25 protein-coding genes are annotated in these 24,724 nt (G+C 71.3%); 19 read left to right on the top strand and 6 right to left on the bottom strand.

Annotation, left to right across the window (positions count from 1 at the left end):
• The first annotated feature begins 7 nt into the window (after nucleotides 1-7).
• Nucleotides 8-469, top strand: a complete 462-nt coding sequence (locus ACLJOU_RS00400; protein ID WP_410561814.1) for a hypothetical protein — start codon at nucleotides 8-10, stop codon at nucleotides 467-469.
• On the opposite strand, the gene ACLJOU_RS00395 is transcribed toward ACLJOU_RS00400, so the two are convergent.
• Genes ACLJOU_RS00395 through ACLJOU_RS00380 form a run of 4 tightly spaced genes read right to left on the bottom strand, consistent with a single transcriptional unit; the run spans nucleotide 466 to nucleotide 3,626 of the window.
• Nucleotides 466-1,338: a 1,4-dihydroxy-2-naphthoate polyprenyltransferase gene (locus tag ACLJOU_RS00395; RefSeq protein WP_410561813.1), complete on the bottom strand. Its 873-nt coding sequence runs from the start codon at nucleotides 1,336-1,338 to the stop codon at nucleotides 466-468. The two genes, ACLJOU_RS00400 and ACLJOU_RS00395, sit on opposite strands and share 4 nt — an antisense overlap.
• A 49-nt stretch (nucleotides 1,339-1,387) precedes the next feature.
• Nucleotides 1,388-1,525, bottom strand: a complete 138-nt coding sequence (locus ACLJOU_RS00390; protein ID WP_410561811.1) for a hypothetical protein — start codon at nucleotides 1,523-1,525, stop codon at nucleotides 1,388-1,390.
• Between the two features lie 51 nt (nucleotides 1,526-1,576).
• Nucleotides 1,577-2,701 (bottom strand): o-succinylbenzoate--CoA ligase, encoded by a 1,125-nt coding sequence (gene menE / locus ACLJOU_RS00385; RefSeq protein WP_410564638.1) that lies wholly within the window; start codon nucleotides 2,699-2,701, stop codon nucleotides 1,577-1,579.
• A gap of 1 nt (nucleotide 2,702) precedes the next feature.
• A complete protein-coding gene (locus tag ACLJOU_RS00380) occupies nucleotides 2,703-3,626 on the bottom strand; it encodes a 1,4-dihydroxy-2-naphthoyl-CoA synthase (protein ID WP_410561810.1) in 924 nt (307 codons plus the stop codon).
• Between the two features lie 96 nt (nucleotides 3,627-3,722).
• On the opposite strand from ACLJOU_RS00380, the gene menD reads away from it, so the two are divergent.
• From menD to ACLJOU_RS00365, 3 genes are all read left to right on the top strand, one after another.
• Nucleotides 3,723-5,399, top strand: coding sequence for a 2-succinyl-5-enolpyruvyl-6-hydroxy-3-cyclohexene-1-carboxylic-acid synthase (menD, locus tag ACLJOU_RS00375; protein WP_410561807.1), 1,677 nt, complete (start codon nucleotides 3,723-3,725; stop codon nucleotides 5,397-5,399).
• 121 nt (nucleotides 5,400-5,520) lie between these two features.
• Nucleotides 5,521-7,074 carry a M1 family metallopeptidase gene (locus ACLJOU_RS00370; protein WP_410561804.1) on the top strand — a complete coding sequence of 518 codons (1,554 nt, stop codon included), beginning with the start codon at nucleotides 5,521-5,523 and terminating at the stop codon, nucleotides 7,072-7,074.
• A gap of 22 nt (nucleotides 7,075-7,096) precedes the next feature.
• Nucleotides 7,097-7,540 carry a DUF3592 domain-containing protein gene (locus tag ACLJOU_RS00365; protein WP_410561802.1) on the top strand — a complete coding sequence of 148 codons (444 nt, stop codon included), beginning with the start codon at nucleotides 7,097-7,099 and terminating at the stop codon, nucleotides 7,538-7,540.
• Between the two features lie 46 nt (nucleotides 7,541-7,586).
• Here ACLJOU_RS00365 and ACLJOU_RS00360 read toward each other — a convergent pair whose 3' ends face one another.
• Nucleotides 7,587-8,144: a GNAT family N-acetyltransferase gene (locus ACLJOU_RS00360; protein ID WP_410561801.1), complete on the bottom strand. Its 558-nt coding sequence runs from the start codon at nucleotides 8,142-8,144 to the stop codon at nucleotides 7,587-7,589.
• A 30-nt stretch (nucleotides 8,145-8,174) separates the two neighbouring features.
• Entirely contained in the window at nucleotides 8,175-9,005 is an 831-nt protein-coding gene (locus ACLJOU_RS00355; RefSeq protein WP_410561800.1) for an inositol monophosphatase family protein, read from the bottom strand.
• 176 nt (nucleotides 9,006-9,181) lie between these two features.
• Between ACLJOU_RS00355 and ACLJOU_RS00350 the strand changes: the two genes are divergently transcribed.
• From ACLJOU_RS00350 to nuoK, 15 genes are all read left to right on the top strand, one after another.
• A complete protein-coding gene (locus ACLJOU_RS00350) occupies nucleotides 9,182-10,252 on the top strand; it encodes a glycosyltransferase family 4 protein (protein ID WP_410561798.1) in 1,071 nt (356 codons plus the stop codon).
• A 1-nt stretch (nucleotide 10,253) separates the two neighbouring features.
• Nucleotides 10,254-11,357, top strand: a complete 1,104-nt coding sequence (locus ACLJOU_RS00345) for a glycosyltransferase (protein ID WP_410561796.1) — start codon at nucleotides 10,254-10,256, stop codon at nucleotides 11,355-11,357.
• A gap of 75 nt (nucleotides 11,358-11,432) precedes the next feature.
• The gene (locus ACLJOU_RS00340) at nucleotides 11,433-12,122 is read left to right on the top strand and encodes a class I SAM-dependent methyltransferase (protein WP_410561794.1); all 690 of its coding nucleotides are present in this window, start codon (nucleotides 11,433-11,435) and stop codon (nucleotides 12,120-12,122) included.
• 10 nt (nucleotides 12,123-12,132) lie between these two features.
• Nucleotides 12,133-13,419 (top strand): geranylgeranyl reductase family protein, encoded by a 1,287-nt coding sequence (locus ACLJOU_RS00335; RefSeq protein ID WP_410561791.1) that lies wholly within the window; start codon nucleotides 12,133-12,135, stop codon nucleotides 13,417-13,419.
• A gap of 537 nt (nucleotides 13,420-13,956) precedes the next feature.
• Nucleotides 13,957-14,376 carry an NADH-quinone oxidoreductase subunit A gene (locus tag ACLJOU_RS00330; protein ID WP_206790918.1) on the top strand — a complete coding sequence of 140 codons (420 nt, stop codon included), beginning with the start codon at nucleotides 13,957-13,959 and terminating at the stop codon, nucleotides 14,374-14,376.
• A 4-nt stretch (nucleotides 14,377-14,380) separates the two neighbouring features.
• A complete protein-coding gene (locus ACLJOU_RS00325) occupies nucleotides 14,381-14,929 on the top strand; it encodes a NuoB/complex I 20 kDa subunit family protein (protein WP_086678877.1) in 549 nt (182 codons plus the stop codon).
• A 4-nt stretch (nucleotides 14,930-14,933) separates the two neighbouring features.
• Nucleotides 14,934-15,683 (top strand): NADH-quinone oxidoreductase subunit C, encoded by a 750-nt coding sequence (locus ACLJOU_RS00320; protein WP_410561786.1) that lies wholly within the window; start codon nucleotides 14,934-14,936, stop codon nucleotides 15,681-15,683.
• On the top strand, nucleotides 15,680-17,080 hold the full coding sequence (locus tag ACLJOU_RS00315; protein ID WP_410561783.1) for an NADH-quinone oxidoreductase subunit D: 1,401 nt from the start codon (nucleotides 15,680-15,682) through the stop codon (nucleotides 17,078-17,080). Before ACLJOU_RS00320 ends, ACLJOU_RS00315 begins: the two co-directional genes overlap by 4 nt.
• A complete protein-coding gene (nuoE, locus tag ACLJOU_RS00310; protein WP_410561782.1) occupies nucleotides 17,077-17,934 on the top strand; it encodes an NADH-quinone oxidoreductase subunit NuoE in 858 nt (285 codons plus the stop codon). Before ACLJOU_RS00315 ends, nuoE begins: the two co-directional genes overlap by 4 nt.
• Entirely contained in the window at nucleotides 17,934-19,232 is a 1,299-nt protein-coding gene (nuoF, locus tag ACLJOU_RS00305; RefSeq protein ID WP_410561779.1) for an NADH-quinone oxidoreductase subunit NuoF, read from the top strand. Before nuoE ends, nuoF begins: the two co-directional genes overlap by 1 nt.
• A complete protein-coding gene (locus ACLJOU_RS00300) occupies nucleotides 19,229-21,700 on the top strand; it encodes an NADH-quinone oxidoreductase subunit G (RefSeq protein ID WP_410561777.1) in 2,472 nt (823 codons plus the stop codon). Before nuoF ends, ACLJOU_RS00300 begins: the two co-directional genes overlap by 4 nt.
• Nucleotides 21,697-23,046 carry an NADH-quinone oxidoreductase subunit NuoH gene (nuoH, locus tag ACLJOU_RS00295; protein WP_410561775.1) on the top strand — a complete coding sequence of 450 codons (1,350 nt, stop codon included), beginning with the start codon at nucleotides 21,697-21,699 and terminating at the stop codon, nucleotides 23,044-23,046. Before ACLJOU_RS00300 ends, nuoH begins: the two co-directional genes overlap by 4 nt.
• A complete protein-coding gene (gene nuoI / locus ACLJOU_RS00290) occupies nucleotides 23,033-23,557 on the top strand; it encodes an NADH-quinone oxidoreductase subunit NuoI (protein ID WP_043783834.1) in 525 nt (174 codons plus the stop codon). The genes nuoH and nuoI overlap by 14 nt, the downstream gene beginning before the upstream one ends.
• Entirely contained in the window at nucleotides 23,554-24,423 is an 870-nt protein-coding gene (locus ACLJOU_RS00285; protein WP_410561774.1) for an NADH-quinone oxidoreductase subunit J, read from the top strand. The genes nuoI and ACLJOU_RS00285 overlap by 4 nt, the downstream gene beginning before the upstream one ends.
• On the top strand, nucleotides 24,420-24,719 hold the full coding sequence (gene nuoK / locus ACLJOU_RS00280; RefSeq protein ID WP_363999543.1) for an NADH-quinone oxidoreductase subunit NuoK: 300 nt from the start codon (nucleotides 24,420-24,422) through the stop codon (nucleotides 24,717-24,719). The genes ACLJOU_RS00285 and nuoK overlap by 4 nt, the downstream gene beginning before the upstream one ends.
• The last annotated feature ends 5 nt before the right edge of the window (nucleotides 24,720-24,724 follow it).

Genomic DNA, 24,724 nt, shown 5'->3' with positions numbered 1-24,724 from the left:
CGACCGGGTGACGGGATCCGGGTTCGTCGAGGTGCAGGGCGCCGGCCGCGGCCGCAACATCGGCCGGCGCCTGCTCAGCGTGTCGCTCGTCGTGGCCGGTCCGGTCGTGGCGGCCGCCGCCGGGGGAATGGACCAGCCAGTGCTCGGCGGAGTGCTGGCGGCCGTGCTGATGCCCATGGGGGTCAGCCTGTGGCGCGGCACGACCCGGGCGAAGCGGCGGCTGCTCCGGCTGGACGAGGTCGGCCTGCTGGCGAAAGCCGAGATCCTCGCGGCCGCAGCAGGCGGTGGTGACGACAACCCGCTTCGCCTGACCCTGCGCGTCAGCGGCCCCGAGGTCCCGGCGTTCGAAGCGGTCGTCACCACCGGGTACCGCCCGGACCTGGTGCCGGGCCGGGAGCTGACGGCCGTGGTCGACCCGGCGGACCGGACGTTCCTGGTCCGCGAGCTGGACGACGCGAACTGGCCCTAGAGGTTCAGGCCGACCGCGGCCAGCACCGCCCAGGCGAGCATCGCGAGCCCGGTGTCGCGCAGGGCGGGGATGAGGTCGCGGCCGGTCGCGTCGTGGCGGATCGCGCTGACCGACACGAACAGCAGCGACGAGCTCAGGATGGGCAGCGCGGCCAGCGAGTGGATGAAGAACCCCATGAGCAGGGCGATCACGTACGGCACCCCGACCAGCGCCAGGTAGAGCCGCCGCGTGCCCTTGTCACCCAGGCGGGTGGCCAGGGTGCGCTTGCCCGACTCGATGTCGGTCGGGATGTCACGCAGGTTGTTGGCCGTCAGGACCGCCGCCGAGAAGCAGCCGACCGCGACCGCGCAGCCCAGCGCGGCCCAGCTCACCCGGCCCGCCTGGACGTAGACCGTGCCCAGCACGCCGGCCAGGCCGAAGAACACGAACACGGCGATCTCGCCGAAGCCGTAGTAGCCGTAGGGCTTCTTGCCGCCGGTGTAGAACCACGCGCCGAGGATGCACAGCGCGCCCATCGCCAGCAGCCACCAGTGCCCGCTGACGGTCACCAGGACCAAGCCCAGCACCCCGGCCAGGCCGAGGCAGACGAGCGCCGCCGTCAGCACGGCCTTAGGAGCGGCGATACCCGAGCCGACGAGCCGCAGCGGGCCGACGCGGTGCTCGTCCGTGCCGCGGATGCCGTCGGAGTAGTCGTTGGCGAAGTTCACGCCGATGATCAGCGAGAGGGAGACGAGCAGCGCCAGCACCGACCGCCACCACGAGAAGCCGTCCAGCGCGATCGCCACGCCGGCCCCCGCCACGACCGGCGCCACCGCGTTGGGCAGCGTCCGCGGCCGGGCCCCTTCGATCCACTCGCTCACACTCGCCATGGCGCCATTCAACGCCATGGTGATCACGCCTGAGCGGGAACCCGGGAACTCAGTCGGACGTCGGCAGCTGCCAGACGAGCGACCCGCTGTTGGGGTCGACGCTGTCGGCGAGAGCCGCGCTCGCGGGCAGGAGGACACCCAGCGCGACGACCGTGCCGATAAGTGCAGTTCTGAGCCAGCGCGTCATGGTGAGTAGCCAAGCGGGCGCGCCCCGTGCGTGTCAACGCCAAGCCGTCATTCAGTCGCGCGAACGCTGCCGAAGACGAGCTTTGACCGCCGCCCGGTCGATCTTCCCGGGACCCCGGAGGGGCAGTTCCGCGGCGAATTCGATGCGCTTGGGGGTCGCCGCCGCGCCCAGTTCCGCCCGGACCGCCGCCCGCAGGTCACCGTGCTCGCCGTCCGGGACGACCAGCGCCACGACGGCCTCGCCCCACTCCGGGTCCGGCACGCCGACTACGCACGCGTCCCGTACCCCCGGCTGCGCGCTCAGGCACCGCTCGACCGCGTTCGCCGACACCTTCACCCCACCGGTGTTGATCATGTCGTCGGCCCGGCCGAGGACCTCGATGCGGCCGTCGGCGTGCCGGACCCCGCGGTCGGACGTGGTGAACCAGCCGTCCGAGAACGACTCCGCGGTGAGGTCCGGCCGGAGCCGGTAGCCGTGCGCGAGGACGTCTCCGCCGATCCGGATGCGGTCGCCGTCGAGGTCGACGCGGACGCCGTCGAGGGGGAAGCCGTCGTAGACGCAGCCGCTGGCCGTCTCGCTCATGCCGTACGCCGGCACGATCCGCACCCCGGCGTCCGCGGCCCGCTCCCGCAGGGACGGCGGGGTCGCCGCCGCGCCGACCACGATCGCGTCGAACGTCTTCGCCGCGGCCAGCCCCGCGCCGCCGTCGTCGAGCAGGCGGACCAGCTGGGTCGGCACCAGCGCGGTGTAGCGCGGGCTGCCGGCCAGCCGGGCCGCCGCGGCCGCGAAGTCGTCCGGGCGGAAGCCGGTGCCGGTCAGCAGCGCCGGGGTCGTCCCGGCGAGCAGGGACCGGACCAGCACCTGCAGGCCGCCGATGTACTGCGCCGGGGTGGCCAGCAGCCAGTGGCCCGGCCCGCCGAGGCGGGCGTGCGTGGCCTCGGCGGACGCGGTCAGGGCGCGGGCCGACAGCAGGACGCCCTTGGGCTCGCCGGTCGAGCCCGACGTGGCGATGACCACGGCGGTGCCCGGTTCGGCCGGCTCGGCCGGCGCCATGGCGTCACGCAGCACGGGGTCGGCGAACGGCAGGACCGCCGGGCCACCGCCCAGCGCGGCCGCGACGGCCGCCTTCAGCGTCTCGAGCGCTTCGGGCGAGCCGTCGAGGTGGACCGGGAGCAGCTCAGTAGTAATAGGGGACGTCCTCGAAGTCGGGGTCGCGCTTCTGCAGGAAGGCGTCACGGCCTTCGACGGCCTCGTCCTGCATGTAGGCGAGCCGGGTGGTCTCGCCGGCGAACAGCTGCTGGCCGACCAGCCCGTCGTCGGTGAGGTTGAACGCGTACTTGAGCATCCGCTGCGCCGTCGGCGACTTGCGGGTGATCTCCCACGCCCAGGTCAGCGCCTCTTTTTCCAGGTCGGCGTGCGGGACGACGGCGTTCACCGCGCCCATCGCGTGCATCTGCTCGGCGGAGTACTCGCGGCCGAGGAAGAAGATCTCGCGGGCGAACTTCTGCCCGACCATCTTGGCCAGGTAGGCCGAGCCGTAGCCGCCGTCGAACGAGCCGACGTCGGCGTCGGTCTGCTTGAACTTCGCGTGCTCGGCCGAAGCGAGGGTGAGATCGCACACGACGTGCAGGGAGTGCCCGCCGCCCGCGGCCCAGCCCGGCACGACCGCGATCACGGGTTTCGGCAGGAACCGGATCAGCCGCTGGACCTCGAGGATGTGCAGCCGGCCGGCCCGCGCCGGGTCCACCGTGTCGGAGGTCTCCCCGCTCGCGTACTGATACCCGGAGCGTCCGCGAATACGCTGGTCACCACCGGAGCAGAACGCCCAGCCGCCGTCCTTGGGCGACGGGCCGTTCCCGGTGAGCAGGACACAGCCGACGTCGGCGCTCATCCGGGCGTGGTCCAGGGCCCGGTAGAGCTCGTCGACGGTGTGCGGCCGGAAGGCGTTGCGGACCTCCGGGCGGTCGAACGCGATCCGCACGACGCGTTTGCCACCGCGGCTCTCAGCGGAGCGGTGGTAGGTGATGTCGGTGAAGGCGAAACCTTCGACCTCGGTCCACGCGGCCGGATCGAACAGCTCGGAAACTCGGGCGTCATCCACGTTTGGGAGAATAGGACCTGTGGACCCATCTACCGCCGACGTACTCCCTCCCGCGGAGGCGGCATTGCACACAGTCGACGCACCTGGAGCCCGCCGGTGAACCCTTCCACCGCGCAGGCCAGGGTCATCGTCGACGAACTCGTCCGCAACACCGTTTCGCACGTCGTCCTCTGCCCGGGCTCCCGCAACGCGCCCCTGTCGATCGCGCTGTACGACGCGGCGGCGGCCGGGAAGCTCCGGCTGCACGTCCGCATCGACGAGCGCGGGGCCGCGTTCCTCGCCCTCGGCATCGCCGCGCGCACCGGCCGCCCGGTGGCCGTACTCTGCACGTCCGGCACCGCGGCCGCGAACTTCCACCCGGCGGTCCTGGAGGCCGACCGGGCCGGCGTCCCGCTGATCGTCATGACCGCCGACCGGCCGCCCGAGCTGCGGGCCGCGGGGGCGTCGCAGGTCATCGACCAGCACCAGCTCTACGGCGACGCCGTCCGCTACTTCGACGAGCTGGCCGTGGCCGAGCGGCGGGCCGGGCAGAACTCGTACTGGCGCAGCCAGATCTGCCGGGCTTGGAACGCCGCCTACGGCGAGTGGCGGTGCGGGCCGGTGCACCTGAACGTCCCGTTCCGCGAGCCGCTCGTGCCCGATTTGGACGATGACGGTGAGTGGTACGAATCCCTCGACGGCCGCGCGGACGGGTCCCGCTGGACCGAGCTGCCGGACTTCGGGGCGCTCCCGTCGTTCGTGGTGCCGTCGGCGCGGCACGGCCTGGTGATCGCGTGCGACACCGGCGTCCAGGCGGCCAGCGAGTGGGCCGAGCAGCACGGCTGGCCGGTGATCTCCGAGACCGGCGGGATCGGGCTGTCCGGCGGCACGGCGATCTCGTCCGGCGCGTGGCTGCTGGGTGTCGAGGAGTTCATCTCGAAGCACAAGCCGGAGCAGGTGCTCTGCCTGGGCCGGCCGACGGTGTTCCGGCAGATCCAGCAGGTGATCTCCGACCCCGGCGTCGAGGTGCTGCTGGTGCGGCCGGACTCGGACTGGCCGGCGCCCGCGCACAACGTCCGGCAGGTCGGGCAGTGGTTCGACGAGCCGACCAAACCCGCCGACCCGGAGTGGCTGGCGAGCTGGCGCCGGGCCGACGCGGCGGCCGCCGCCGCGGTGGCGGCGACGCTGGCCGAGGAGCCGTGGCCGAGCGGGCTGCGGGTGGCGACCGAGCTGGTGGACGCGTTGCCGCCGGAGTCACTGCTGGTCGTCGGCTCGTCCAACCCGACCCGGGACGTCGCCTTGGCCGGCCGGCTGCGCCCGGACGTCCTGGTGCACCGCAACCGCGGTGTCGCGGGCATCGACGGCACGGTCTCCACGGCCATCGGGGCCGCGTATGTGCACCGGGGACCGTCGTACGCGCTGCTGGGCGACCTGACGTTCCTGCACGACGCCTCGGGGCTGCTGACCGGGCCCGCGGAGCAGCGGCCCGACCTGACGATCGTGGTGCTCAACGACGACGGCGGGGGCATCTTCTCGCTGCTCGAACAGGGGGCGCCGGAGCACTCGGCGAGCTTCGAGCGGGTCTTCGGCACCCCGCACGGCGCCGACCTGGGCGCGCTGTGCGCGGGGTACCGCGTCCCGCACGTCGTCGCGGAGACGCTGACGGAGTTCCGGGCGGCGCTGGCGCCGGCGCCGGGGCTGCGGGTCGTCGAGGTGCGGGTGGACCGGGCGCGGCACCGCGAACTGCACGCCCGCCTGCGGGCGGCCGTGTCCGCCGCCGTGTCCGCGGGCTGACGTCAACCGCTTTCCGGGTGCAATCCCAGCAGGCAAGAAACCTCCCTTCGGCTGTTCCTGGGTGCTTCCCGGCTGGCTACGTTCGAGCGCGCTGATCCTCACTCCATCTGGAGGAAATCGAATGCGTGCAAGAACGCGGACCGGTCTCGGTGCGCTCGCGGCCGGCGTCGTCTCGGTGCTGCTCGCCGGCACCGCGAGCGCGGCGCCCGCGCCCGGCGCTCCCGGCGTCGGCGACCCGTACTACCCGAACGCCGGCAACGGCGGCACCGACGTGCTGCACTACGACATCCGGCTGACCTACCAGCCCGCGACCGACCTGCTGTCGGGCACCACGACGCTGCTGCTCACCGCCACGCAGGACCTCTCGCGGTTCGACCTGGACTTCGCGCTGAAGGCGTCGAGCGTGCGGGTGAACAACCGGCCGGCGCAGTTCACGAACCAGACCGGCAACGGCGAGTTCGTCGTCACCCCGGCGCAGCCGCTGCTCAAGGGCCAGACCGCGACCGTCGTCGTCGCGTACTCGGACACGCCCTCGACCGAGACGGTGGACGGCATCAACGCCTGGAAGAAGGGTGCCTTCGGCGCGCTCGGCATCGACGAGCCGCAGAGCTCGGCGTGGTGGTTCCCGGCCAACGACCACCCGACCGACAAGGCCACCTACGACGTCTCGATCGAGGCGCCGGACGACAACGCGGCCATCTCCAACGGCACCCTGGTCCGCAAGACGAAGCAGCGCGCGGGCTGGACCCGCTGGCAGTGGCGCAGCGCGAAACCGCAGGCCACGTACCTGACGTCGTTCATCGTGGGCAAGTACGAGGTCATCGAATCGACCACGCCGGACGGCAAGCCGTTCATCACGGCCTACGGCGCCGACCTCGGCGACTCGCTGTACGCGGCGAAGGCCAGCGTCGAGCGGACGCCGGAGATCGACGAGTTCCTGGCGACGCAGTTCGGGCCGTACCCGTTCGAGGCCGAGGGCGGCGTCGTGACCAGCGGCATCGGCTTCTCGCTGGAGAACCAGACCCGGCCGACGTACGGCGTCCGGAACTTCCGCGCGGGCTCGAACACGACGTTGATCGCGCACGAGAACGCCCACCAGTGGTTCGGCGACAACGTCTCGCTCGGCCGCTGGAGCGACATCTGGCTGAACGAGGGCTTCGCGTCCTACGCGGAGTGGCTGTGGTCGGAGCACGAGGGCGAGGGCACGGTCGCGGAGCTGGCCCAGTACACGTACGACTCGAACCCGGCCGACGGTGACCTGTGGAAGCTCGTGCCGGCCGACCCGGGCGCGGACAACCAGTTCGACAACGCCGTGTACGACCGGGGCGCACTGACGCTCCAGGCGCTGCGGACCGCCGTGGGTGACGACGCGTTCTTCGCCATCCTCAAGGCGTGGCAGGCGGCCAAGGGCGGCAAGGACGGGCGGATCCTCGAGTTCATCGCGCTGGCGGAGAAGATCTCGGGCAAGCCGCTGCACGACCTGTTCCAGACCTGGCTGTACACGGCGGGCAAGCCCGCGGTGGGCCCGAACGGGGCTTCGCCTGCGGCTTCGACCGCTCGCGCGGCTGCGGCTTCCGCCGCGGTTCCGGCTGCGGTTTCGGGTCCGGTGAAGCCGAAGTCGTACGACCAGATCCAGGCGAACCACCGGTTCCTCGCCGCCGAGCACGCGGGCTGATCGAGAGCGATACGCTCGCGGCGTGAGCACGAGAGGTGAGCGGGCGAGGCGCGTCGGGTGGTGGGCCACCCTCGGCGTCGCCTCGCTCCTCACCGTGATGTGCGTGTGCCTGCTGTTCGCGGCGATCCGCAACGACGGCGCGATCTCCGCCCAGCTCGGCACGGCCACGGCCACGGTCGATTCGGTGGCGTTCGACCGGACGATCATCCACTTCGAGACGCCGGACGGGATCGTGCACAGCCCGGCGAACGGGGTGCTGTACCCGGACGGCCTGGCGGCCGGGCAGCTGGTGCGGATCGAGTACGACGCGTCCGACCCGGAGCTGGCGCGGGTGGCTGGGCGGTCGGCGACGCTGACGTTGCTGCCGCTGGGGAGTTTCGTGTTCTTCACGTGGCTGGTGGCGGGGCCGGCGCTGTGGTGGATCCGGCGGCAGAAGAAGCGGGCTGCGGTCGCTGCGGCTTCCTGAGCGGGGCTGCCGACAGGTGTAGGGCGGGGGTGGTTCCGGTTGCGGCTCAGCTAGCCGTTTCGAGCCAGCGGCTCCGCGTTATTTCGTACTCGACCTCGCCTTGGTCGGCACCTTCGGCCGGGTCTTCGTACTCCGCGGCCGAAACGAACGCCCGCGCGAACGTCATGCCCACCGAAGCCATCGTTGCCCGGGATGGCTTGTTGACCGCCATCGTCTGGGCGAAGATCCGGTCCAGGCCCAGCTTCTCGAACCCGTACCGGAGCAGCTCGAGCGAGCCCTCCCGGGCGTACCCCTGCCGCCAGTGGCGGCGCAGCAGGCGGTAGCCCAGCTCCGCCTCCCCCTCGACATCCGGCTGGTCCGGGCCGTTCGGCGGCCGCAGGAGCCACCACCCCACGAAGTCCTCGCCCGCGAATCCCATCCAGAAGCCGAACCCGGCCGCGGTCGCCATCCGCCGCGAATGCGCCTGCGTGACCTCGGCGCGGGTGGCGGCCCGGCCGGTGAGGTAGCGCATCACCTCGGGGTCGGAGTCCAGCTCGTACTCCAGCTCGAAGTGCTCGTCGGCCAAGGGCACGAGCGTGAGCCGCGGGGTGCGGAGGGTCGGCATGTTCCGATCTTCACCCCGCGCGCAACTCGATTAGCCCGCCGTCTCCTGCCACCAGCCCAGGACCTCGTCCGCCACCCCGGGGGCCGCCACCAGCAGGCCGTCCGTCGGCAGCGCCGTGTCCTCGCCGTGCTTGTCCAGCACCACCGCGCCCGCCTCGATGGCCATGGCCACCGAGCCCGCCACGTCCCACTCGTGGTAGCTGTGCAGCACCGCCGCCGCCGCGTGGCCCAGTGCCACCTGCGCGATCGACAACGCCGCCGAGCCGAGTACCCGGACTCCCGCGTGGGCCGCCGCCGCGCGCTCGATGAAGCCGCCCATGCCCGGCCACGGCCCGGTGCGGGCCAGCTCCGTGCACACCAGCGCTCCCGCCGTCACGCAGCGGTCCGCCAGGTGGATCGGCTTGCCGTTCGCGCGGGCCCCCCGGCCGCGCGCCGCGGCGTAGATCTGGGCGCGGTACGGGTCCGCCACCACGCCCACCACCGGGCCCGCCGCGTCCACCAGCGCCAGGCTGTACGCGCACCACGGCACCCCGGCCACGTAGTTCGCCGTGCCGTCCACCGAATCGACCACCCAGCGGTACTCCGCGACGTCCGCGCCGTGGTCGGCGCCGAACTCGTGGCCCACCACCGGGATGCCCGGGAACTCCGCGGTCAGCACGCGCCGCGTGTGGCGCTCCAGAATCCGGTCGGTGTCGGTGACCCAGTCGAACGGCGAATCCAACGTCGATGGGTGGGCGCCGCGGCCGGCGGTCGCGGTGATCACGTCGGTGGCGTCGTTGGCCAGCCGCCCGGCCACTTCGAGCGCCCTCGACAGCAGGCCGGGCTCGACGGGCCGCGGCGGCCGTGAGGACAAGAGGGTCATGCCTGCTTAGTCTGGGCCCCGCGGGTTTCCGGGACACGACCTTGAGATGACATGTCGTAGCCGATCTGTTCCGGCCCCGTTGGCTCACACGTCACACCAGCGCCAGGATCGGGTGCGATCGTCCAGACGTGCGAGTCGCCATAGTCACCGAAAGTTTCCTGCCCCAGGTGAACGGCGTGACCAACTCCGTCCTGCGGGTCGTCGAGCACCTGCGCGAACGCCGGCACGACGTGCTGATCATCGCCCCCGGCCCGGGCCCGGACTCCTACCGCGGCGCCCCGGTGGTGCGGATCCCCGCGCTCGACGTCCCCGGCGTCAGCTCCCTGCCGATCGGCCTGCCGACGCGCACGGTGCTGACCGCGCTCACCGCGTTCGGCCCGGACGTCGTGCACCTGGCGTCGCCGTTCGTCGTCGGCGCGCGCGGGCTGGCCGCGGCGAGACGGCTGCGGGTGCCCTCGATCGCCGTCTACCAGACCGACATCGCCGGGTTCGCCGCCGCGTACGGCTTCGGGATCGCCGCCCGCGCCGCGTGGCGCTGGGTGCGGCGGCTGCACTCGCGGGCCGACCGGACGCTCGCGCCGTCGAGCGACTCCGTCGAGCAGCTGGAGCTGCACGGCGTCCCGCGCGTGCACCGGTGGGCCCGCGGAGTCGACGTCGACCGGTTCTCCCCGGAGCACGCCGACGCCGCGCTGCGGGCCGAGCTGGCCCCGGACGGCGAGCTGCTCGTCGGGTTCGTCGGCCGGCTCGCGCCCGAGAAGGAAGTCGACCGGCTGGCCGCGCTGGCCCGCGTGCCGGGCATCCGCGTGGTCGTCGTCGGCGACGGGCCGGAACTGGAAAACCTCCGGGAACAGCTGCCCGGCGCGGCGTTCCTCGGTGCCAAGTACGGCGAAGACCTCTCGAAGGCGTACGCGAGTTTCGACGTCTTCGTCCACACCGGACCGCACGAGACGTTCTGCCAGGCGGTGCAGGAGGCCATGGCGTCCGGCCTGCCCGTGCTCGCGCCGGACGCCGGCGGCCCGAAGGACCTCGTCCTGCCCGGCCGCACCGGCTACCTGCTGCCCGCGGACCGCGAGCGGTTCGGGCCGGCGCTCGTCGAAAAGGTCGACGCCCTCCGCGACGCCGCGTTGCGCGCGAGGCTCGGCGAGAAGGCCCGCAAGGTCGTGCTGGGCCGCACGTGGCCCGCCGTCTGCCACGAGCTGGTCGGGCACTACGAAGCGGTGCAGGGCCGGGCCGCCCGCGCGGCCTGACATGCACATCGTCCAGCTCGCCAACTTCTACGGCCCGCGCTCGGGCGGCCTGCGCACGGCACTGCACCACCTCGGCGCCGGCTACGTCGCCAACGGGCACGAAGTGACGCTCGTCGTGCCCGGCCGCCGGTACGCCGACGAGGTCCTGCCGACCGGGGTCCGCCGGTTTTCCCTGCCCGCGCCGAAGATCCCGGGCACCGGCGGCTACCGGGCCGTCGACCCGCACCGGGTCCGCGCGGTGCTGCGGCGGCTCGAACCGGACCGCCTGGAGGTGTCCGACCGGCTGACGCTGCGGGGGATGGGCGGCTGGGCGAGCCGCCACGGCGTGCCCAGCACGGTGATCTCCCACGAACGCCTCGACCGCCTGCTGGAACAGTTCCTGCTGCCCGCGCCGGTGGCCCGCCGGGTGGCGGACGTCGCGAACCGGCGGATGGCGGCGAGCTACGACACGGTCGTCTGCACGACGGCGTTCGCGCGCGCGGAGTTCGACCGGATCGCCGCGCCGAACGTCCGCCGGGTGCCGCTCGGTGTCGACCTCACGACGTTCCGGCCCGCCATGCGCGACGACGGCTGGCGCACCGACCTGGCCTCCGGCGCGGACGCCCTGCTGGTCCACTGTGGCCGGCTGTCGCCGGAGAAGCACGTGGAGCGCAGCGTGGACACCGTCGCTTCGCTGACCGAGGCGGGCGCGAAGGTCCGGTTGGTGGTGGCGGGCGACGGGCCGCGGCGGCGGGCGCTGGAGCGCCGGGCGCGCGGGCTGCCGGTGACGTTCCTGGGGTTCCTGCCGGGTCGTCGCGACGTCGCCCGGCTGCTGGCCAGCGCGGACGTGTCGCTGGCGCCGGGGCCGCACGAGACGTTCGGGCTGGCCGCGCTGGAGGCCCTGGCGTCCGGGACGCCGGTGGTGGTGTCGGCGTCGTCGGCCCTGCGGGAGATCGTGCGGCCGGGCTGCGGCGCGGCGGTGGACGACCACGCGCCCGCGTTCGCGGAAGCGGTGACCGGGCTCCTGGACCGGCCGGAGGACTTGCGCAGGGCGGCGGCGCGGGCGAGGGCGGAGGAGTTCACCTGGCCCGCGGCGGTGGCCGGGATGCTGGCCACATTCGGCTGACGGCCCGGCGGCTGGTTACGCGCGACCTTGGTACTGCGCGTCAGTCGCCGCTGATCCAGCGACTAATCTCGACGTATGTCACGCGCAAGCCTGGACAAGAACCCGCACGAAGTCGCCGCGATGTTCGACGGCGTCGCGTCCGGGTACGACCGGGCGAACTCGTTCATGACCTTCGGCTTCGACCGGCGCTGGCGCACCACCACCGCCCGCGTGCTCGACGCCCGCCGTGGCGAAAAGGTCCTCGACCTCGCCGCCGGCACCGGGGTCTCCACCGTCGAGTACGCCCGCGGGGGCGCCTGGTGCCTGGCCGCGGACTTCTCCTTCGGAATGCTGCGCGCGGGCCTGCACCGGAACGTGCCGATGGTTGCCGCCGACGCGCTCAACCTGCCGTTCGCGGACGAGAGCTTCGACGCCGTGACGATCTCCCTCGCGCTGCGCAACTTCGTCGACCCGAAGGCCGCGCTCAGCGAGATCGCCCGGGTGGTCAAGCCGGGCGGCCGGCTGGTCGTCTGCGAGGTCTCGACGCCGCCGTTCGCGCCCATCCGGTTCGTCCACCGGCGGTTCGTCCTCAAGCTGCTGACCTGGGTGGGCAGCCGGACGTCGTCGAACCCCGAGGCGTACTCCTACCTGGCCGAATCGATGCTCACCTGGCCCGACCAGCGGACGCTCGGCGAGATCATCGCGAGCGCGGGCTGGACCGACGTCGAGTGGTTGAACCTCACATTCGGGGTCGTGGCGATCCACCGCGCGCGAAAGCCTGCCTAAACTCGCGCATATGACGCGACGCACCGCAGACCAGGACGCCGAAGTCATCGTCGTCGGCGCCGGACCCGCCGGGTCCACCGTGGCCACCTACCTGGCCCGCGCGGGCGTCGACGTCCTCCTGCTGGAAAAGACCGAGTTCCCGCGCGAGAAGGTCTGCGGCGACGGCCTGACCCCCCGCGGCGTCAAGCAGCTCATCGACCTGGGCATCGACACGAGCGAGGACGCGGGCTGGGTGCACAGCCGCGGCCTGCGCATCCTCACCGGCGACCTGACGCTGGAGCTCGACTGGCCGGACCTGACGAGCTACCCGCCGTACGGCGTTTCCCGCACCCGCCACGACTTCGACGACCTCCTCGCGAAGCTCGCCGTGAAGGCGGGCGCGCGGCTGTACGAGCGCACCACCGTCACCAGCGCGATCACGAACGCGAGCGGGCGCGTGGTCGGCGTCGAGGCGAAGGTCGGGCCGGAGAAGACGCCGGTGCACTACCGCGCGCCGCTGGTGCTGGCCTGCGACGGCGTGTCCGCACGGCTCGCGCTCAGCGTCGGCATCCAGAAGAACGAGAAGCGCCCGATGGGCGTGGCCGTGCGCCAGTACTACAAGAGCCCGCGGCACGACGACCCGTTCATTGAGGGCCACCTCGAGCTGTGGGACCGCTCCGACCCGCGGAACCCGAAGCTGCTGCCGGGCTACGGCTGGGCGTTCCCGCTCGGCGACGGCACGGTCAACGTCGGCCTCGGCATGCTGTCGACGTCGGCTTCCTTCCGGAACACGGACTACCGCGCGCTGCTGCGCCAGTGGCTCGACGGGACGCCGGAGGAGTGGGGCTACCGCGAGGAGAACGCGATCGGCAAGGTCGGCGGCGCGGGGTTGCCGATGGGCTTCAACCGCACCCCGCACTACCGCGACGGCCTGCTGCTGCTCGGCGACGCGGGCGGCATGGTGAGCCCGTTCAACGGCGAAGGCATCTCGGCGGCGATGGAGTCCGCGCAGATCGCGGCGGAGGTCGTCGTGCAGGCCCTGGCGCGGCGCGAAGGGCCTTCGCGGGAGCGGGCGCTGGAGGCGTACCCGCGGGCGGTCGGCGAGCTGATGGGCGGCTACTACGCCCTGGGCAACGTCTTCGCGAAGATCATCGGCAAGCCGAAGATCATGCACGCGTGCACGAAGTACGGGCTGCGCATCAACAAGCTCCTCCCGCTGGTCTACAAGGGCCTCTCGGGCTGCTACGACGCCAAGGGCGGCGACGGCGTCGACCGCCTCATCGCGGCCCTCGCGAAGGTGACTCCGAGCCCGCGCTGACCCCGGCTTTCAAGCGCCCCAAGGCGGCCTTGGTTGCGTCTCACGCACCGAAGGCCGCCTTGGGTGCGTGAGACGCACCGAAGGCCAAATTGGGGCGCTTTCTCGCGCGCGGACACACGAGTGGCCCAGCAAGTTGGCCGTGCGGTCAGTGGGATAGATCACAGGTCAACGCCCGTTTTGTCCGCCCGGTACGCGATCTCCGACGCCCTTCGCGCAGGTCGCACGCGCGGTGTTGCCGACCCGTGACAACGATGGCGCCGCAACTTAGGCGACCCTGATAAGCCGGGGTACTAGGGACAAGAGTGTGAGTCGCGTCCTAGACTCCCCCCATGCTTTGTGAATCCCTTCACATCCACGACGAGTGGCTTGTGAACTATTTCACAAGCGCTGCGTACCCTCCCACCCGGTCCAGCCACGGGCCGTAAGGAGACCCTGACCCTCGGCGGTGTGACCCAGGTCCCTTAGGGTGCCGACGAGGCCACGCGGTTCCCACCACAAGCACAACCGCATCGGCGCGGAAAGGATGGCGAAGACCCCGTGCTGACGTTGCTGACCCGGACCGACACGGTGCAGCTGGCGCAAGAGGCCCCGAGCCTGAAGCCCTACCTGCCCCTGGTCCTGTTGTTCGTGCTGGCATTGGCGTTCGCCGTGCTGTCGGTCCTGCTCGGGCCGCTCGTCGGCCCCAGCCGGTACAACAAAGCCAAGCTGTCCGCCTACGAGTGCGGCATCGAGCCGTCCCCGCAGCCGCTCGTCGGCGCCGGGCGGATGCCGGTCGCGTACTACATCACCGCGATGCTGTTCATCCTGTTCGACATCGAGATGGTCTTCCTCTACCCGTTCGCCGTGCAGGCGGACGCGCTGGGCACGTTCGGCCTGGTGGAGATCCTGCTGTTCATCGCGACGGTCGGCTTCGCGTACGCCTACGTGTGGCGGCGCGGCGGCCTGGATTGGAACTAGACCCATGGGCCTGGAAGAAAAACTCCCCAACGGCATCCTGCTGGCCAGCCTCGAAGGCCTCGTCAACTGGGCGCGCAAGAACTCGCTCTGGCCCGCCACCTTCGGCCTCGCCTGCTGCGCGATCGAGATGATGACGGTCGGCGGTTCCCGCTACGACATCGCCCGCTTCGGCATGGAGCGCTTCAGCGCGACGCCGCGGCAGGCCGACCTGATGATCGTCGCCGGCCGCGTCACGCAGAAGATGGCCCCGGTCCTGCGCCAGATCTACGACCAGATGGCCGAGCCGCGCTGGGTCCTCGCGATGGGCGTCTGCGCCTCCTCCGGCGGCATGTTCAACAACTACGCGGTGGTCCAGGGCGTCGACCACATCGTGCCGGTCGACATGTACCTGCCCGGCTGCCCGCCGCGGCCGGAGATGCTGCTGGACGCGATCCTCAAGCTGCACGCCAAGATCCAGGACGAGCCGATCAACGCCCGCCGCGCCGCCATCCGCGCCGCGAGCGGGGCCCGGACCGAGCTCGTCGCGTCGTCGATCAAGTACGCGAAGAAGTAGAGCGATGACTGAGAACCCCCAACCCGGCGAAGAGCAGTCCAGCGCCGAGCGTTCCGAAACCGGCCTGACGGCGAAGGGCCCGGGCTCGGCCGAAGCGGTCGTCACCGGTCGCGAACGCCAGGGCATGTTCGGCGTCCGCGGCACCGGCGACACCTCCGGCTACGGCGGCGTCCGGCTCCCGGCCTACACCCCCGCGCCGGCCGAGCGCCCGTACGGCGGCTGGTTCGACCAGTTCGCCGACGAGTTCTACGCCGCCCTGTCCGACCGGAAGATCCCCGCCGAGGCGATCCTGCAGACGACGGTCGACCGCGGCGAGATCACCTTCTACGTCGCCCGCGAGCACCTGCCCGCGATCGCGAAGGCGCTGCGCGACGACGGCGGCCTCCGGTTCGAGCTGCTGTCCTCGGTGTCCGGGGTGGACTACGGCGTCGACGTCCCGCAGCGGCTGCACGCGGTGTACCACTTCACGTCGCTGACCTACCGGCGCCGGATCCGGCTCGAGGTCACCCTCGACGTCGACGACGCGCACGTGCCGTCGCTGGTGGAGCTCTACCCGACCGCCGACTGGCAGGAGCGGGAGACCTGGGACATGTTCGGGATCGTCTTCGACGGCCACCCGGCGCTGACCCGGATCCTGATGCCGGACGACTGGGACGGCCACCCCCAGCGCAAGGACTACCCGCTCGGCGGGATCCCGGTCGAATACAAGGGCGCGGAGATCCCGCCGCCGGACCAGCGGAGGTCGTACTCGTGAGCAGCACCGAGAACCTTTCCGACGTCACCACGGGCACCTCGACCACGGCCGAAGGCAGCGACAGCACCGACGACAAGGCGGGCACCGACAACGTCGGCTACGCCGACTCCCGCGACACCACCGAAGGCCGCGTCTACACGGTCTCCGGCGGCGACTGGGACGACGTCATCGCCGACGCTGCGCACGACGAGCGCATGGTCATCAACATGGGCCCGCAGCACCCGTCGACGCACGGCGTGCTCCGGCTCGTGCTGGAGATGGAGGGCGAGACCGTCACGCAGCTGCGGTCGGTCATCGGCTACCTCCACACCGGCATCGAGAAGAACTGCGAGTACCGGACCTGGACCCAGGGCGTCACGTTCGTGACGCGGATGGACTACCTGGCCCCGCTGTCGACGGAGATGGCGTACTGCCTCGGCGTCGAGAAGCTGCTCCGGATCGAAGCCCCGCGGCGCGCGCAGCTGCTGCGCGTGCTGCTGCTGGAGATCAACCGGATCGGCTCGCACCTGGTCTACATCGCCACCGGCGGCATGGAGCTCGGCGCCACCACCGCGATGACGCTCGGCTTCCGCGAGCGCGAAGAGGTGCTGCACCTGCTGGAGCACCTGACCGGCCTGCGGATGAACCACGCGTTCATCCGGCCCGGCGGCCTCGCGCAGGACATGCCGGCCGACTACCGCGAGAAGGTCACTGAATTCGTCAAGACGATGAAGCAGCGCCTTCCGCTGTACGACAAGCTCTTCACCGGGCAGCCGATCTGGCGCAACCGGCTCAAGGGCGTGGGCTACCTGCCGGTCGACGCGTGCCTCGCGCTCGGCGTCACCGGCCCGGTGCTCCGGTCCGCCGGCCTGCCGTGGGACCTGCGCAAGACCGAGCCGTACTCCTGCTACGACGAGTTCGACTTCGACGTGCCCGTGGACAACGGCGCCGACTGCTGGTCGCGCTACCTGATCCGCGTGCACGAGATGCACGAGAGCCTCAAGATCATCGAGCAGTGCCTCGAGAAGCTCGAGCCGGGCCCGGTGATGGTCGAGGACAAGAAGATCGCGTGGCCGGCGCAGCTGTCCATCGGCAGCGACGGCATGGGCAACTCGCTCGAGCACGTCAAGAAGATCATGGGCCAGTCGATGGAGTCCCTGATCCACCACTTCAAGCTGGTCACCGAGGGCTTCAAGGTGCCGCCGGGCCAGGTCTTCGCCTCGGTGGAGTCGCCGCGCGGCGAGCTGGGCGTGCACCTGGTGTCCGACGGCGGCACGCGGCCCGTCCGCGTCCACGTGCGGGACCCGAGCTTCGTGAACCTGCAGTCGATGCCCGCAATGGCCGAAGGCGGCCTGGTGGCGGACGTGATCGCCGCCATCGCCTCGATCGACCCCGTCATGGGGGGAGTGGACCGATGACCTCAACGTTCCCCGAGCCGGGGCCGAAGGACGCGGCGACGACGTACGCGGCGGCGTCGGCGGACACCGACGTCGTCGCCATCGCGCCGGACCCCGCGGTGGCCGCCGGGATCATCACCGAGACGCCGCTGGAAGACATCTTCGACGCGGACATCCACGCGAAGGCGCAGGAGCTGATCGCGCGCTACCCGATGTCGCGTTCGGCGCTGCTGCCGATGCTGCACCTCGTGCAGTCGGTGCAGGGGTACGTCAGCCAGGAGGGCATCGCGTTCTGCGCGCAGCAGCTCGACCTGTCCGACGCCGAGGTCAGCGCGGTCGCGACGTTCTACACGATGTACAAGCGCCGCCCGTGCGGCGAGCATCTCGTGAGCGTCTGCACCAACACCCTGTGCGCGGCCATGGGCGGCGACGCGATCTACAAGAGGCTCCGGACGCACCTCGGCTCCGAGGAGAACCCCCTGGGGCACAACGAGACCGCGGGCACGCCGAACGAGCCGGGCTCGATCACGCTCGAGCACGCCGAGTGCCTCGCGGCCTGCGACCTCGCGCCGGTCATCCAGGTCAACTACGAGTACTTCGACAACCAGACCGAGGAAAAGGCCGTCGCGCTGGTCGACGCCCTGCAGGCGGGCAAGAAGCCGGCGCCGACGCGCGGGGCCCCGCTGACGAACTTCAAGGGCGCCGAACTCCAGCTCGCCGGGTTCTTCCCGGAGGACGAAGCGACCTACCGCGCGGACGTCGACGGCCCGTCGCAGGCCGTCGAGACGCTGCGGGGCGCGCAGCTCGCGCAGGACCGCGGCTGGGTCGCCCCGGCAGCGTCCGACGTCCCCCTGCCGGAAGTGGAGAAGAAGTAATGGCCGACCCCATTACCCCCGTCCTCACGAAGCGCTGGCTGTCGCCGAACTCCTGGCAGATCGGCCAGTACGAGGCCCTCGAGGGCTACACCGCCATCCGCAAGGCCCTGGCCGGAACGCCGGAGCAGCTCGTCCAGCTGATCAAGGACTCCGGCCTGCGCGGCCGCGGCGGCGCGGGCTTCCCGGCCGGCATCAAGTGGTCGTTCATGCCGCCGAACTTCGACAAGCCGCACTACCTGGTGATCAACGCCGACGAGGGCGAGCCGGGCACCTGCAAGGACATCCCGCTGATGATGGCGGACCCGCACTCGCTCATCGAGGGCTGCATCATCGCCTCGTACGCGATGCGGTCCAACCACTGCTTCATCTACGTCCGCGGCGAGGCCCTGCACTGCATCCGCCGCCTCAACGCGGCCGTGCGCGAGGCCGAAGCGGCGGGTTACCTCGGCGAGAACATCCTCGGCTCCGGCTTTGACCTCAAGATCACCGTCCACGCGGGCGCGGGCGCGTACATCTGCGGCGAAGAGACGGCCCTGCTCGACTCCCTCGAAGGCCGTCGCGGCCAGCCCCGGCTCAAGCCGCCGTTCCCGGCCGCCGCGGGTCTGTACGCCGCGCCGACCACGGTCAACAACGTCGAGACCATCGCCAGCGCGCCCTACATCGTCAACGCCGGTTCCAGCTGGTTCCGCGAGATGGGCCGCGAGAAGTCGCCCGGCCCGAAGATCTACTCGATCTCCGGCCACGTCGAGAAGCCCGGCCAGTACGAGTGCCCGCTCGGCACCACGCTGCGCGAGCTGCTGGACATGGCGGGCGGCATGAAGGACGGCATCCCGCTCAAGTTCTGGACCCCGGGCGGCTCCTCGACGCCGATGTTCACCGCCGAGCACCTCGACGTCCCGCTGGACTTCGAAGGCGCGGCGGAAGCCGGGTCGATGCTCGGCACCACCGCCGTCCAGGTCTTCAACGAGACCGTGTCGGTGCCGTGGGCCGTGATGAAGTGGACGCAGTTCTACGAGCACGAGTCCTGCGGCAAGTGCACGCCGTGCCGCGAAGGCACGTACTGGCTGGTGCAGATCCTCGAGCGGATGGTCGAGGGCCACGGCACCGAAGAGGACATCGACACCCTCCTCGACGTCTGCGACAACATCCTCGGCCGGTCGTTCTGCGCACTCGGCGACGGCGCGGTGTCGCCGATCACCAGCGGCATCAAGTACTTCCGCGAAGAGTTCCTCGCGCTGTGCGAAGCGAACCGGCACGAACAGACCAAGCCCGAACTCGTGGGAGCGCAGGCATCATGACGATCGCGCCCGACAAGCCCGAAACCACCGAGACGCCGGTCCCCGAAGGCCACGTCAAGCTGGTCATCGACGGCGAAGAGGTCATCGCCCCCAAGGGCGAGCTGATCATCCGCACGGCCGAGCGCCTCGGCACGGTCATCCCGCGGTTCTGCGACCACCCGCTCCTCGACCCGGCGGGCGCCTGCCGCCAGTGCCTGGTCGAGGTCGAGATGGGCGGCCGGCCGATGCCGAAGCCGCAGGCGTCCTGCACGATGACCGTCGCCGACGGCATGGTCGTCAAGACGCAGCTGACGTCGCCGGTCGCGGACAAGGCCCAGCAGGGCGTGATGGAGCTCCTGCTCATCAACCACCCGCTGGACTGCCCGGTCTGCGACAAGGGCGGCGAGTGCCCGCTGCAGAACCAGGCCCTGGCCCACGGCCGCACCGAGTCCCGGTTCGTCGACACCAAGCGGACGTTCCCGAAGCCGCTCCCGATCTCGACGCAGGTGCTGCTGGACCGCGAACGCTGCGTGCTCTGCCAGCGCTGCACCCGGTTCTCCCGCGAGATCGCCGGCGACCCGTTCATCGAGCTCCTCGAACGCGGCGCCCACCAGCAGATCGGCACCGCGGAGACGGCGGACGTGCTGGACCTGGCTTCGCGGACGACGTCCGGGCAGCCGTTCCAGAGCTACTTCTCCGGCAACGTCATCCAGATCTGCCCGGTCGGCGCGCTGACCAGCGCGGCCTACCGGTTCCGCTCCCGCCCGTTCGACCTGGTGTCCGCGCCGAGCGTGTGCGAGCACTGCTCGTCCGGCTGCGCCGAGCGGACCGACTTCCGGCGCGGCAAGGTCCAGCGCAAGCTGGCCGGCGACGACCCCGAGGTCAACGAGGAGTGGATCTGCGACAAGGGCCGGTTCGCCTTCCGCTACACCGGTGCCGAGGACCGCATCCGGCGTCCGCTGGTCCGCAACCGCGAGACCGGTGAGCTGGAAGAAGCGTCCTGGACCGACGCGCTGCGCGCCGCGGCCGCCGGGCTCGTCGAAGCCCGGGCCAACGGCGGGGTCGGCGTGCTGCCCGGTGGCCGGCTGACCGTCGAGGACGCCTACGCGTACTCGAAGTTCGCCCGCGTCGCCCTGCGGACCAACGACGTCGACTTCCGCGCCCGCCCGCACTCCGCCGAGGAACTCGCGTTCCTCACCTCGCACGTCGTGGGCGTGACGCCGGAGTCCGGCGTCACCTTCGGCGAGATCGAGCGGGCCCGCACGGTCCTGTGCGTCGCCTTCGAGCCCGAGGACGAGGCCCCGATCGTGTTCCTGCGGCTGCGCAAGGCGGCCCGCCGGAACAGGACCCGGGTCGTCCACTTGGGACAGTGGACGACGTCGTCGGTGCGCAAGACGTTCGGTGAGCTGCTCGCCTGCGTCCCCGGCCAGGAAGCCGCGGCCGTCGAGGGCATCGCCAAGCACGCGCCGGACCTCGACGAGGCCCTGCGGGGCGAAGGTGCCGTCGTCCTGGTCGGCGAGCGCGCCGCCGCGATCCCCGGCCTGTTCGCCGCCCTCCACGACCTGGTCGAGCGCACCGGCGTCCGGCTCGCGTGGATCCCGCGCCGCGCCGGTGACCGGGGCGCGCTGGAGACCGGGTGCGTCCCGTCGCTGCTGCCCGGCGGCCGCCGGGTCGGCGACGACGCCGCCCGCGTCGCCGTCGAAAACGCCTGGGGCGTGCCGCTCCCGGCCACTCCGGGCCGCGACACGACCGACATCCTGCTGGCCACTTCGGCCGGCGAGCTCGGCGGCCTGGTCGTCGGCGGTGTCGATCCGTACGACCTGCCGGACCCGGACCTCGCGCTGCGCGCGTTGGGTGCCGCCGGGTTCGTGGTCAGCCTCGAACTGCGGCACAGCGCGGTGACCGAGCGCGCGGACGTCGTCCTCCCGGTGGCCGCGTCGGACGAGAAGTCCGGCAGCTACCTCAACTGGGAGGGCCGCACCCGCCCGTTCGACACGACCATCGAAGGCACCGGCGCCCTGCCGGACTGCCGGGTGCTCGACACGCTCGCCGTCGAGATGGACGCGGACCTGTTCACGCAGACGCCGGCCGCCGCCCGCGGGGACTTCGAGAAGCTGGGCCAGGCTTCGGCGCTGCGCTGGAGCTACGTCGCCGCCGAGGTCGCGCCGCCCGCGACGCCGGCGGCCGGCCAGGCGATCCTGTCGACCTGGCGCCAGCTGATCGACAACGGTTCGCTGCAGGACGGCGAGCCGCACCTCAAGGGCACCCAGCGCACGCCGGTCGCGCGGCTGTCCGCGACGACCGCGGCCGGGCTCGGCACCACCGTGCGGGTCAGTACCGAACGCGGCGCGATCACGCTGCCGGTGGAGATCGCCGACCTGCCCGACGGCGTCGTGTGGCTGCCGGGCAACTCGGACGGCTCCGCCGTGTTCAAGACGCTCGGTGCCGGCCACGGCGCCGTCGTGAACCTCGCTGGAGGTGGGCAATGACCCCGCTGCTGACCGAAGCTGCTGTCGGGAGTGTTCCCGACGCGGCGACGCGGGCGGCGCTGCTGGCCGACGACCCGTTGTGGCTGATCCTGCTCAAGTGCGTGGTCATCCTGCTGATCGGGCCGATCATGACGATCTTCCTGATCGTCTGGGAGCGCAAGGCGGTCGGCCGGATGCAGAACCGGCCCGGCCCCAACCGGGTCGGCCCGGGCGGCTACCTGCAGTCGCTGGCGGACGCGATCAAGCTGCCGTTCAAGGAACAGATCATCCCGGACACCGCCGACCGCAAGGTGTACTTCCTCGCCCCGGTCGTCTGCGTGGTGCCGTCGCTGATCGCGCTGTCGGCCATCCCGTTCGGCCCGGTCGTGTCGATCTTCGGCGAACGGACCGTGCTGCAGCTGCTCGACCTGCCGGTCAGCGCGCTGGTGATCCTGGCCTGCTCCTCGATCGGCGTCTACGGCATCGTGCTCGCCGGCTGGTCGTCCGGCTCGCCGTACCCGCTGCTCGGCGGCATGCGTAGCGCGGCGCAGGTGATCTCCTACGAAATCGCGATGGGCCTGTCGATCGTCGCGGTGATCCTGCAGGCCGGGTCGCTGAACCTGGCCGACATCGTCGGCAAGCAGCAGCCGGCGTGGTTCCTCTACCTGGTCCCCAGCTTCGTGATCTACCTGATCTCGATGGTCGGCGAGACCAACCGGGCGCCGTTCGACCTCCCGGAGGCCGAGTCGGAGCTGGTCGGCGGGTTCCACACCGAGTACAGCTCGATGAAGTTCGCGATGTTCTTTCTCGCCGAGTACGTCAACATGGTGATCGTCTCGGCGTTCGCGACCACGCTGTTCCTCGGCGGCTGGATGGCCCCGTGGCCGCTGTCGCTGATCGGGAACAACGTCCTCAACACCGGCTGGTGGCCGGTGCTGTGGTTCTTCGCGAAGATGTTCGTCCTGCTGTTCGGGTTCATCTGGCTGCGCGGCACGCTGCCCCGCCTGCGCTACGACCAGTTCATGCGGCTGGGCTGGAAGGTCCTGGTCCCGCTGAACCTGGTGTGGATCGTCATGGTGACCTTCGCGAAGGTGATCACCTGGAACGTCACGACGATCATCATCGCCGCGGTCGCCATCTTCATCGTCCTCGCGCTGTTCTTCTACGTCCGCGCCGCGGGCCGCGAGGAAGAGAGCGAGTCGATCCCGGTGACCGGCGGCGGTTTCCCGGTCCCGCCGCTGGACCTCAAGGTCCCGCAGACCACCCCGCGTCAGAGGGCTTTGGCCAAGGCCGAGGCGAAGGCGGCCCGCCGCAAGCCGGCGGCCGTCGGTACCGCACAGGAAGGAGCGCAAGATGGGGTTTCTTGATCCCGTCAAGGGCTTCGGCGTCACTTTCGGGATGATGTTCAAGAAGGTCGCCACCGAGGAGTACCCGGAGGCCGGCGCGCCGGCCGCGCCGCGGTACCACGGACGGCACCAGCTGAACCGCCACCCGGACGGCCTCGAGAAGTGCGTCGGCTGCGAGCTGTGCGCGTGGGCGTGCCCGGCGGACGCGATCTTCGTCGAGGGCGGTGACAACACCGAGGAGGCCCGGTTCTCGCCGGGCGAGCGGTACGGCAAGGACTACCAGATCAACTACCTGCGCTGCATCGGCTGTGGCCTGTGCATCGAGGCGTGCCCGACCCGGTCGCTCACGATGATCAACTTCTACGAGCTGGCCGACGACGACCGCCAGCGGCTGATCTACACGAAGGAGGACCTGCTCGCCCCGCTGCTGCCCGGCATGGAGCAGCCGCCGCACCCGATGCGGCTCGGCGAGAACGAGCAGGACTACTACGTGAATGGCCCCGAACTGGCTCGCGGGGAGGGCGTCAAGTGATCTCCGCAGTCTTGGCCGCCGCGCCGAACGCGTCGGCCGGTGTCTCCACCGGCGAGGCCGTGGCGTTCTGGATCCTCGGCCCGCTCTCGCTGCTCGGCGCGCTCGGCATGATCTTCTCCCGCAACGCCGTCCACTCGGCGCTGTGGCTGGTCCTGACGATGCTGAGCCTGGGTGCGCTGTACATGATCCAGTCGGCGCCGTTCCTCGGGTTCACCCAGATCATCGTCTACACCGGCGCGATCATGATGCTGTTCCTGTTCGTGCTGATGCTGGTCGGCCGGGAGAGCTCCGACTCGGTCGTCGAAGTCCTCCGCGGCCAGCGGCTGGCCGCGACCGTGCTCGGCATCGGGATCGCCGCGCTGCTGGCCACCGGCATCTACCGGGCGCTGGCCAACGTCACCCCGGCCATCCCGCTCGACTCCGCCACCCCGGCGGGCGGCGGGCCGAAGGGCCTGGGCCGGCTGATCTTCACCGACTACCTGTTCCCGTTCGAGCTGACGTCGGCGCTGCTCATCACCGCCGCCATCGGCGCGATGGTGCTGGCCTTCACCGACCGGCACGGCAAGGGCGGCAAGCTCTCGCAGCGCGAACTGGTGCTGCTGCGCTTCCGCGGTGAGCACGACCGGCCGTCGCCGCTGCCTGGCCCGGGTGTCTTCGCGACCGCCAACTCGGTCGCGACGCCGGCGCTGCTGCCGGACGGCTCGATCGCGCCGGAGTCGCTCTCGGCGATCATCGAGTCCACCTCGGCGATCGAGCTGGCGAAGGAACGCAAGCTCGTCGCCGACGAGGGCCCGCACGCGGACGCGCACGCGCTGGTCGGCTCGGAAGCCGCGCCGGAAGGTGCTTCGGAAGGGGAGAAGGCATGACCCCGACGTACTACCTGCTGCTGTCGGCGCTGCTGTTCTCGCTCGGCGCGGTCGGCGTGCTGGTGCGGCGCAACGCGATCGTCGTGTTCATGTGCATCGAGCTGATGCTCAACGCGGTGAACCTGTCGCTGGTCACCTTCGCCCGGATCAACGGCGGGCTCGACGGCCAGATCATGGCGTTCTTCGTCATGGTCGTCGCGGCCGCCGAGGTCGTGGTCGGCCTGGCGATCATCATGGCCATCTTCCGCACCCGGCGCTCGGCCTCGGTCGACGACACCAACCTGCTGAAGTACTAGGAGAC

Source organism: Amycolatopsis sp. cmx-4-61, from assembly GCF_046548775.1.
In the GTDB taxonomy this organism is placed as follows: domain Bacteria; phylum Actinomycetota; class Actinomycetes; order Mycobacteriales; family Pseudonocardiaceae; genus Amycolatopsis.
Note: the sequence above shows the minus strand (reverse complement) of the source record. Positions and strands in the feature narration are given on the sequence as shown.